10 protein-coding genes are annotated in these 7,311 nt (G+C 62.4%); 6 read left to right on the top strand and 4 right to left on the bottom strand.

The genetic code is table 11. From position 1 onward, the window contains the following. Both K2F54_RS15825 and K2F54_RS15820 read right to left on the bottom strand, forming a co-directional pair. Window positions 1–488: DDE-type integrase/transposase/recombinase (locus K2F54_RS15825; protein ID WP_220606815.1), on the bottom strand; the 488-nt coding region annotated here is incomplete at its 3' end. Then, the gene (locus tag K2F54_RS15820) at window positions 488–802 is read right to left on the bottom strand and encodes a transposase (protein ID WP_220606814.1); all 315 of its coding nucleotides are present in this window, start codon (window positions 800–802) and stop codon (window positions 488–490) included. The genes K2F54_RS15820 and K2F54_RS15825, both read right to left, overlap by 1 nt. A 359-nt stretch (window positions 803–1,161) precedes the next feature. Between K2F54_RS15820 and K2F54_RS15815 the strand changes: the two genes are divergently transcribed. The 6 genes from K2F54_RS15815 (at window position 1,162) to K2F54_RS15790 (ending at window position 5,840) form a co-directional block, all read left to right on the top strand. Further along, a complete protein-coding gene (locus K2F54_RS15815; protein WP_220606813.1) occupies window positions 1,162–1,797 on the top strand; it encodes a thioredoxin-like domain-containing protein in 636 nt (211 codons plus the stop codon). A gap of 273 nt (window positions 1,798–2,070) precedes the next feature. Further along, a complete protein-coding gene (locus tag K2F54_RS15810) occupies window positions 2,071–2,337 on the top strand; it encodes a hypothetical protein (RefSeq protein WP_220606812.1) in 267 nt (88 codons plus the stop codon). 66 nt (window positions 2,338–2,403) lie between these two features. After that, window positions 2,404–3,351 carry a cytochrome c biogenesis CcdA family protein gene (locus K2F54_RS15805; RefSeq protein ID WP_220606811.1) on the top strand — a complete coding sequence of 316 codons (948 nt, stop codon included), beginning with the start codon at window positions 2,404–2,406 and terminating at the stop codon, window positions 3,349–3,351. After that, window positions 3,351–4,046 (top strand): peroxiredoxin family protein, encoded by a 696-nt coding sequence (locus K2F54_RS15800; RefSeq protein WP_220606810.1) that lies wholly within the window; start codon window positions 3,351–3,353, stop codon window positions 4,044–4,046. Before K2F54_RS15805 ends, K2F54_RS15800 begins: the two co-directional genes overlap by 1 nt. After that, entirely contained in the window at window positions 4,046–4,324 is a 279-nt protein-coding gene (locus K2F54_RS15795) for a glutaredoxin family protein (protein ID WP_220606809.1), read from the top strand. The genes K2F54_RS15800 and K2F54_RS15795 overlap by 1 nt, the downstream gene beginning before the upstream one ends. A 13-nt stretch (window positions 4,325–4,337) precedes the next feature. Next, complete coding sequence (locus K2F54_RS15790; protein WP_220606808.1) at window positions 4,338–5,840, top strand: multicopper oxidase family protein; 1,503 nt, start codon at window positions 4,338–4,340, stop codon at window positions 5,838–5,840. 29 nt (window positions 5,841–5,869) lie between these two features. Here the strand turns inward: K2F54_RS15790 and K2F54_RS15785 are convergent, their stop codons facing one another. Beyond that, window positions 5,870–6,469 carry a recombinase family protein gene (locus K2F54_RS15785; RefSeq protein WP_220606807.1) on the bottom strand — a complete coding sequence of 200 codons (600 nt, stop codon included), beginning with the start codon at window positions 6,467–6,469 and terminating at the stop codon, window positions 5,870–5,872. Continuing rightward, window positions 6,466–7,299, bottom strand: coding sequence for a prolipoprotein diacylglyceryl transferase (gene lgt, locus K2F54_RS15780; protein ID WP_308287702.1), 834 nt, complete (start codon window positions 7,297–7,299; stop codon window positions 6,466–6,468). The genes K2F54_RS15785 and lgt overlap by 4 nt, the downstream gene beginning before the upstream one ends. Between the last annotated feature and the right edge of the window lie 12 nt (window positions 7,300–7,311).

Below are 7,311 nucleotides of genomic sequence, written 5' to 3'. Positions count from 1 at the left end.
GTGCGCATGTGGTCGGCGATGGCCCACCCGATCACGCGGCGGCTGTGGGCGTCGATGACGGTCGCCAAATACACCCACCCTTCCCAGGTCCTCAGGTAGGTGATATCGCCCACCCAGACCTGGTTCAGCGCCCCGGTGTCCCACTCACGTTTGACCGCGTCGACCGGGTAAGCGTCAGCGTGGTCGATGATGGTGGTCGTCTTCCACTTCTTCGGGCAGATCCCCGCTAATCCCAGGCGCCGCATGGTCGCGGCGACGGTTTTGCGGGAGATGATCTCGCCGTCCGCGCGGAGATCGGCCAGGATCCTGGGGGCGCCGTAGACCTCGTCGGAATCGCCGTGGAAGAAGGCGACTTTCTGCTCAATGTGCACCCGGCGGATCGACGCCGGCGACGGCGGCCGGCCGGCCCAGGCGTAGTAGCCCGACCGGGAAACCTCGAGGAGGCGGACCATGCGGGTGATGGTGAAGTTGGTCTTCTCCGCCAGCATCAGTTCGAACGCTTGCCGTTCGTATCCGATGCTTCCTGGGCGAAGAAGATGGACGCTTTTTTCAAGAACGCCCTGTCCATCTTCAGGTCCGCGTTTTCTTTGCGAAGCCGGAGCAGTTCGGACCGTTCAGACTCCGTGACCTCGGTCTGCCCGGTCTCGTTGCGAGCCTTGAACGCGCTCACCCACCGGCCCAGCGTGGCCTCGTTCACACCGAGCTCGCGGGCGACGGTCGCGACCGCTCTGCCGGTGGTCAACACCAGCTTCACGGCCTCGTCTTTGTACTCAGGGGTGAAGTCCCGACGTGATCTTGCCATAGTGAACATTCTCTCTTGTGAGGTGTCCACTCGCTGGGGTCAGGGCCAGTTCGGCACTCGTAGTGGGTAGCGGCGGAACCGTCCTTTTCGGTGTCGTCGGCTTCATAGCGTCGGTGCCGATGCTCATTTCGCTGCGCCGAAAATTCGCGAGCTGGTGGGCCCCAGGAATTGCCCTAGCAATCTTCATTGTGATGTTCTTCCTCTCCTCCTTCGTCGTCGGCCCATTGATAAGCGGGCCATCGCTGCAACCCTCCACGGGATCCTTGCGGGTTGCGCACGACACTCACCACCCCTGAGCCGGCCGCCTGGCACAGAAACCACCACAACCGTCAGCACCGACAGAAATGAACTGATTAGAAATGCAATCCAACAGCGAGCGAAAACTCGGCCGGCAAGCGATCGTGGACGAGGCGAAGGGGAAGATCAAGAAGGACGAGCAACGACGGAGGATGTTGTTCCTCGGGTCAGGTGCCGTCCTGATTGCCGCCGTGCTGGCGACAATCGGAGTTGTCGTCCTAGGTAGTCCGCAGCCAGAGTCTGATGACAGCTCTGCGGCTGGCTCGATGATCGAAGGAGTGGAGAACTTTTCGAAGCTCAGCCGCGGGCACGTGCTCAGCACGGTGGCCTTCCCGGAGTTGCCACCGGTGGGCGGGGATCATTCCGAGGACCTGACCAACTGTGGGGTTTACACGCAGCCGGTGGATACGTGGCGTGCCGTCCATTCCCTTGAACACGGAGCCGTATGGGTGACGTACCAAACTGACCTGCCTGCATCAGAGCTTGAGGTTCTTACCTCCAACGCGGCGGCAAATTCGTACGAGATCTTGAGCCCGTATCCGGACCTGCCGGCGCCGATCATCGCCACCGCGTGGGGTAAGCGGCTCCAGGTAGAAAATGCAGGCGACCCGAGCCTGAGCGAATTCCTCACTGTCTATCTGCAGGGTCCACAAACCCCGGAACCCGGCGCTCCCTGCTCTGGCGGAGTCCAAGGCTGAGAGATCCCTCGGAGGTGAAGAGCATTCTTTATCGTTTCTTCGTCAAACCTGCACCGAGAGGCCCGGTTGGAGGGTCCACAGTCATGACAAGACATTCCGGTAGGAGGAAGTAATGGTCATGAATGCGTGGCCGATTCTCGCCGGAATTTGTGTGGTCTTCGTCATTCTCGGGGTGTGGGCGATCGCTCAGATCTTCCCCGTGAATTACCGAGGCAATGACATGCCACCAGCGGACCCAGACCACCCAACCGAACCCCAGAAAAGAGAAAATCCATGAACGGGCACAACCACGGCGGCAAGTCTCATCTCATCGGCATGATCGTGATCGGTGTCGTCATCCTCGGCGGGCTGCTTGTGGCCGGCAGGTCGATCGGTGAGGCGCTTCCCATCGCAGCGGTTTTGGCTTGCCCCGTGATGATGATCGGAATGATGTTCATGATGATGCGCAGCAAAACCAAGAACACTGACGCCACGGAAGAATCCCACGTCCACGGCGACGCTGGCTCCGACGAACCCGTAAAGACCACGACCCAGGCTTGACCCTCGGGCGTCCGCCCAGCCCCCACGGCACGGCGGTGAGTCCGTGCACTTTTGAAGGAGCAATACATGGAGCAGGTCCTGCTCTCCACCACGATCCTCGCCTCGTTCTTGGGCGGCATCGTCGCCCTACTGGCCCCCTGTTGTGTGTCGGTCATGCTGCCGGCGTTCTTCGCGTCTAGCTTCCGCCGTCGTGGCCAGATTCTGGGCATGACATTGGTTTTCGCTGCCGGTGTCGGCACGATCATCCTGCCCATTGCCTTGGGGGCCGCGATCGTCAGCCGCGCCCTGGGCCAGTACCACTTCTGGATCTTCAGCGTGGTGGGAATTGCGATGGTCGTTGTGGGCGTCGCCACGCTGGTGGGGTGGAAGTTGATGCTCCCGATGCCGTCGGGAAAGAAATCCAGCTCCGGAATCGGCTCCGTGTACGGCTTGGGCGTGTTCTCTGGCGCGGCCAGTGCCTGTTGTGCACCGGTGTTGGCCGGAGTCGCCGCGATGTCGGGTGCAACGTCGTCCATCTCCACCGCTGCGCTGGTGGGGATTGCCTACGTCTTCGGCATGGTCGCCCCGCTCTGCGTACTTGCGCTGGTGTGGGATCGGAAGGACTGGAGCAATAGCCGTCTGCTTACGGCGCGCACTGTCGCCCTGTGGCCCGGTGGACGTCGTCTGTCGCTGTCGAGCCTGTTGTCCGGCGGACTGATGCTCGGGATGGGTATCGTCACCATGATCATTGCGGTTCGCGGCATCGGCATGGCGCCTGACGGGTGGCAGGTGAGGATCACCGCCTGGCTGAACCACGCAGCTGTGGTTATTCAGCAGTCCATCGGCTTCATCCCCGGCTGGCTCTCGGCCCTCGTCGTCTTCGGCGCCCTGGGCACCTTGGTGTGGAAGGCGCTGCGCGCCCGACGCCCACAGGTCGGTCACACCGCTTCGACGACAGAGCCAGATACGTCAGAGCAGGTTACGGCCGGTTCTACGACTCCTGCCTGTCACGACAATGCAAAGGATTCACAGTAATGGCATCACGCAACAAGAAGCCGGCCGCTACGATGCGGCCGCTGAGGAAGAACACCAACCGCCTTTTCGTGCTGATCGGTGCCGGCGTGGTCGTGGCGATTTTCGGTGCCTTTTTCCTCGTTCTCGCCCAGCAGCCCTCCGCACCGGCCCAGACGGCCCAGTCCGCTCCTCTGGGCAGGAGCGCCGATGCGGCCGACTACGCGGTGGGATCTCCAGGGGTGGGAGAGGTCGCCCCGGGATTCGCGATGGAGTCCACAACGGGGGACACCGTGGATCTGAGTGACTATTCGGGCAAATCGGTGCTCTTGTACTTCCATGAGGGACTGGGTTGCCAGCCCTGCTGGGACCAGATGCGTGACCTGGATGCCGCATCCGACCAGCTCAGTGCCGCCGGAGTTGACGATGTGCTCACGATTACCAGCGGACCGGTAGACCTGATCGCGCAGAAAATGGACGACGACAAACTCGCCTCCGTCGCCCTGGCGGACACGAAGATGGACGTCATCAAGGAGTACGGTGCGAACGACTACGGCATGATGGGCGACTCCCGCGCCGGACACAGCTTCATCCTTGTCGGGCCCGACGGCGAGATTGAGTGGCGCGCCGACTACGGCGGCGCCCCGGATTACACAATGTACGTTTCCATGACCGACCTGCTCGCCGACATGAAGGCTGCCGGGGTGAGCGGATCATGATGATTACCGTCCTAACCCAGGAATCCTGCCCGTCCTGCGTGAACGCCAAGAACACCCTGGCGCAGCTCAGCGACGAGTACCCCCTGGACATCGTGGAGATTCCGTTGGCTTCAGCCGAAGGGCGTGAGCTTGCCAACAGGGTCGGCATCGTTTTCGCCCCGGGAATCTTGATCGACGGCGAGCTGTTCAGCTACGGCCGCCTGTCCGAAAAGAAACTACGCCGCCACCTCTCCAAACTCCAGTGGCCCGACACAGCGATGCCCGCCAGAAAGAACTAACGAAAGCAAAGAAATGGTCACTCACCTCACCCGCCGTACTTTTCTCGGCGCGACTCTAGCTGCGACGGTGACAGTCGCCCTTGCCTCCTGCACGACGGGAACCGTCCCTCGGGCTGGGGTCGACCGGATCAAGTCGACCGATCCATTGGTCGCCCAATACGAGGCGCGGCGTACGGCCAACGGCGCCACCGTCACCCAAAACCTCACCGCCGGCGACTTCGAGACCCTGGTCGCCGGCACCGCTCTGACCACGTGGGGATATAACGGGACACTCAACGGCCCTCTCATCCGCGCAAAAACTGGCGACCTTCTAAAGGCGCCGGTGACGAACACCCTGGCCGAGCCCACGAGTATCCATTGGCACGGCCTCGCACTGCGAAACGATGCCGACGGTGTTCCAGGCGTGACCCAAAAAACCATTGCTCCGGGCGGCGACTACGGATACCAGTTTCTGCTCAACCGACCCGGCACTTACTGGTATCACTCTCACGTGGATATGCAGCGAGAACGTGCCTTGTCGGGTGCGCTCATCATCGACGACCCAAACGAGCCCATGGCTTATGACCAGGAATGGGTCATCCTCCTCGACGACTGGCTCGACGGTCTCCCGGGCACCCCCGACGATGCGCTGAACGCTCTGGCCGACGGATCGGGTATGAGCGGGATGGATTCGGGGATGGGTGGAATGGGGTCACGCTCTACCAGTCGGTATTTGGGTGGTGACGCAGGCGACGTGCCGTTCCCTGCCCACTTGTTTAACGGGCAGGCTCCGCAAACGGCCGAAGTCTTCGACAGTCGAGTCGGCAATCGGATCCGCTTGCGCATCATCAACGCGGCGGGGGACACCGCCTACAGGGTGGGGATCCCCGGGCAGAAGCTCACCCTCACCCACACCGACGGATTTCCGGTGCAGCACCAGGAGGTGGACGCAGTTGTCCTCGGAATGGGCGAACGCATCGATGCGCTCGTCACCGTCGTCGACGGCTACACTCCGGTCTTGGCTCTCCCAGAAGGCAAGGACGGAAGCGCCTACGGGCTCATCCGCACTGGTTCTGGCACCCCACCCACACCGGATCGAATGCCGTCCACGCTGACGGGTGACGTCACCGACGGCGGTCAGCTACGAGCAGATGAATCCGTCCGCCTCCCGTCCCGAACGCCAGATCGGCGACACGAGATGCGACTGACGGGAGGAATGCACTCCTACGACTGGAGCATCAACGGGCGGACCTTCAACATGGACGACCCCTATGCCGGAGCCTTCGACGTCAGCCTCAACGAGCGAGTGCAGATCACGATGATCAACGACACGATGATGTGGCATCCGATACACCTGCACGGACACACTTTTCAGATCATGGGCAACGGAGCACGCAAGGACACCGTCATCGTCCGGCCGGGGGAAACCGTCACCGTCGAATTCGACGCTGATAATCCCGGCCAATGGCTGGTCCACTGCCACAATGCGTACCACGCTGCTCGCGGCATGATCGGCCTGGTCTCCTACGTGAGGTGACGCGGGACGAGCAGCGGGCTCTCCTGCCCTCAGCCCCCATCTCGGCCCAACTTCGGCTTCCCGTCCGGGTTGCTCAGGAGCGCGCGTTGCACGGTCACTGTGTCGACGCCGAGAGTGGTCGCGATGGTGTCGATCGTGGCGCCTCTCTCACGCATGTCGATAGCCACAGCAGTACGCTCTTTAGTCATCGCTGTGGGGCGTGCGCCGTCGCGCCCATGCGCTCGAGCCGGTGCGGGGCCATCGCGCCTGTGCACTTGGATCGCCTCAGAACGCAGCTGAGCGAACACGGCGATGACGTCGAAAAGGGCCCGGCCTGAGGGGCCGGTCGTATCGATTGCCGGTTCCGTTAGCGAACGAAGTCCGACGCCGCGTTCACCGAACTCATGAAGCAGCGCGATCAAACGATCGTCGCGACCCAACCGATCCAACTGGCTCAGCTGGCAAACCAACAAAAGGTCACCGGCCCGCAAATAGTCCAGGCAGGCTGAAAACTGCGGCAGCGACGCCTTGTTCCTCGACTCGCCGTGGTCCACAAACACGCGATCGGCGCCGGCAGCCGTCAAGGCGATTTCTCGCTCATCGACTCTCTGCTTGCGCGTTGCGACACGCGCGTAACCAATGACGGTCATCCCTGCCTTCCACGCCCAGGGGCTCCGGGGACCGATGCATCGGATGGCACGCAGACATCGTCAGCCGGGGTCCCAGAGCCGCCTTGCCTAATCGGCAGCATGGGGTCCGTCTCGGGTTCGGGGTGGCGCCGCGACTGCACAATGATCAATAGGATCCCTGCGATGGCGACAAGAGTGGCGATGAGCATGTTGATTTTGAACCCGCCGAGTTCGAACTCGGTGGGGTCGAGTCGAAAGGACTCGAACCAGGTGCGGCCCATCCCGTAGATGACCAGATAGAGCCCCAGTGCGCGTCCCCACCGGAGGTTGAGGTGCTTCTCGGCGAGCAGAATGATGGCGACCCCAAGCAAATTCCACAGAATCTCATAGAGAAACAGCGGATGAAACAGCGTGCCCTCGGGCAAGCCGGTAGGAAATGCAGGTTGTGTTGGATCTATCTGCAGTCCCCAGGGGAGGGTCGTCGGAGTGCCGAAGAGCTCTTGGTTGAAGTAGTTCCCGAGGCGTCCGAATGCCTGCGCCAGCAACATCCCCGGGGCCAGAGCATCGGCGAAGGACAAGAAGCGCAGTCCTGCCCGGCGGCAGGCGATGTATGCGCCGAGGCTGCCGAATAGGATGGCGCCGAAGATGGCCAGGCCGCCTTCCCACACGTAAAGCGTTTTCCAGAGGTCAGCGCCGGGGAAGAAGTAGTCGGTGGGGTGGGTGATGACGTGGTACAGCCGGCCGCCGATGATGCCGAAGGGCACAGCCCACAGGGCGATGTCGAGCACCGCGCCGGACGGCCCGCCCCGTGCCGTGAGACGCCGGGAGGTGAGGGCTACCGCAACGGCGATCCCGGCGAGGAT

The sequence above is a fragment of the Cryobacterium inferilacus genome, from assembly GCF_019599185.1.
Taxonomy (GTDB): domain Bacteria; phylum Actinomycetota; class Actinomycetes; order Actinomycetales; family Microbacteriaceae; genus Cryobacterium; species Cryobacterium inferilacus.
The sequence above is the reverse complement of the archived record's forward strand: the minus strand, read 5'-3'. Positions and strand labels throughout refer to the sequence as shown.

Bases quoted from the DNA above. Each gene is read 5' to 3' on its own strand.
- K2F54_RS15820 (WP_220606814.1), bottom strand. From the start codon at position 802: ATGGCAAGATCACGTCGGGACTTCACCCCTGAGTACAAAGACGAGGCC.
- K2F54_RS15815 (WP_220606813.1), top strand. From the start codon at position 1,162: ATGCAATCCAACAGCGAGCGAAAACTCGGCCGGCAAGCGATCGTGGAC.
- K2F54_RS15810 (WP_220606812.1), top strand. From the start codon at position 2,071: ATGAACGGGCACAACCACGGCGGCAAGTCTCATCTCATCGGCATGATC.
- K2F54_RS15805 (WP_220606811.1), top strand. From the start codon at position 2,404: ATGGAGCAGGTCCTGCTCTCCACCACGATCCTCGCCTCGTTCTTGGGC.
- K2F54_RS15800 (WP_220606810.1), top strand. From the start codon at position 3,351: ATGGCATCACGCAACAAGAAGCCGGCCGCTACGATGCGGCCGCTGAGG.
- K2F54_RS15795 (WP_220606809.1), top strand. From the start codon at position 4,046: ATGATTACCGTCCTAACCCAGGAATCCTGCCCGTCCTGCGTGAACGCC.
- K2F54_RS15790 (WP_220606808.1), top strand. From the start codon at position 4,338: ATGGTCACTCACCTCACCCGCCGTACTTTTCTCGGCGCGACTCTAGCT.
- K2F54_RS15785 (WP_220606807.1), bottom strand. From the start codon at position 6,469: ATGACCGTCATTGGTTACGCGCGTGTCGCAACGCGCAAGCAGAGAGTC.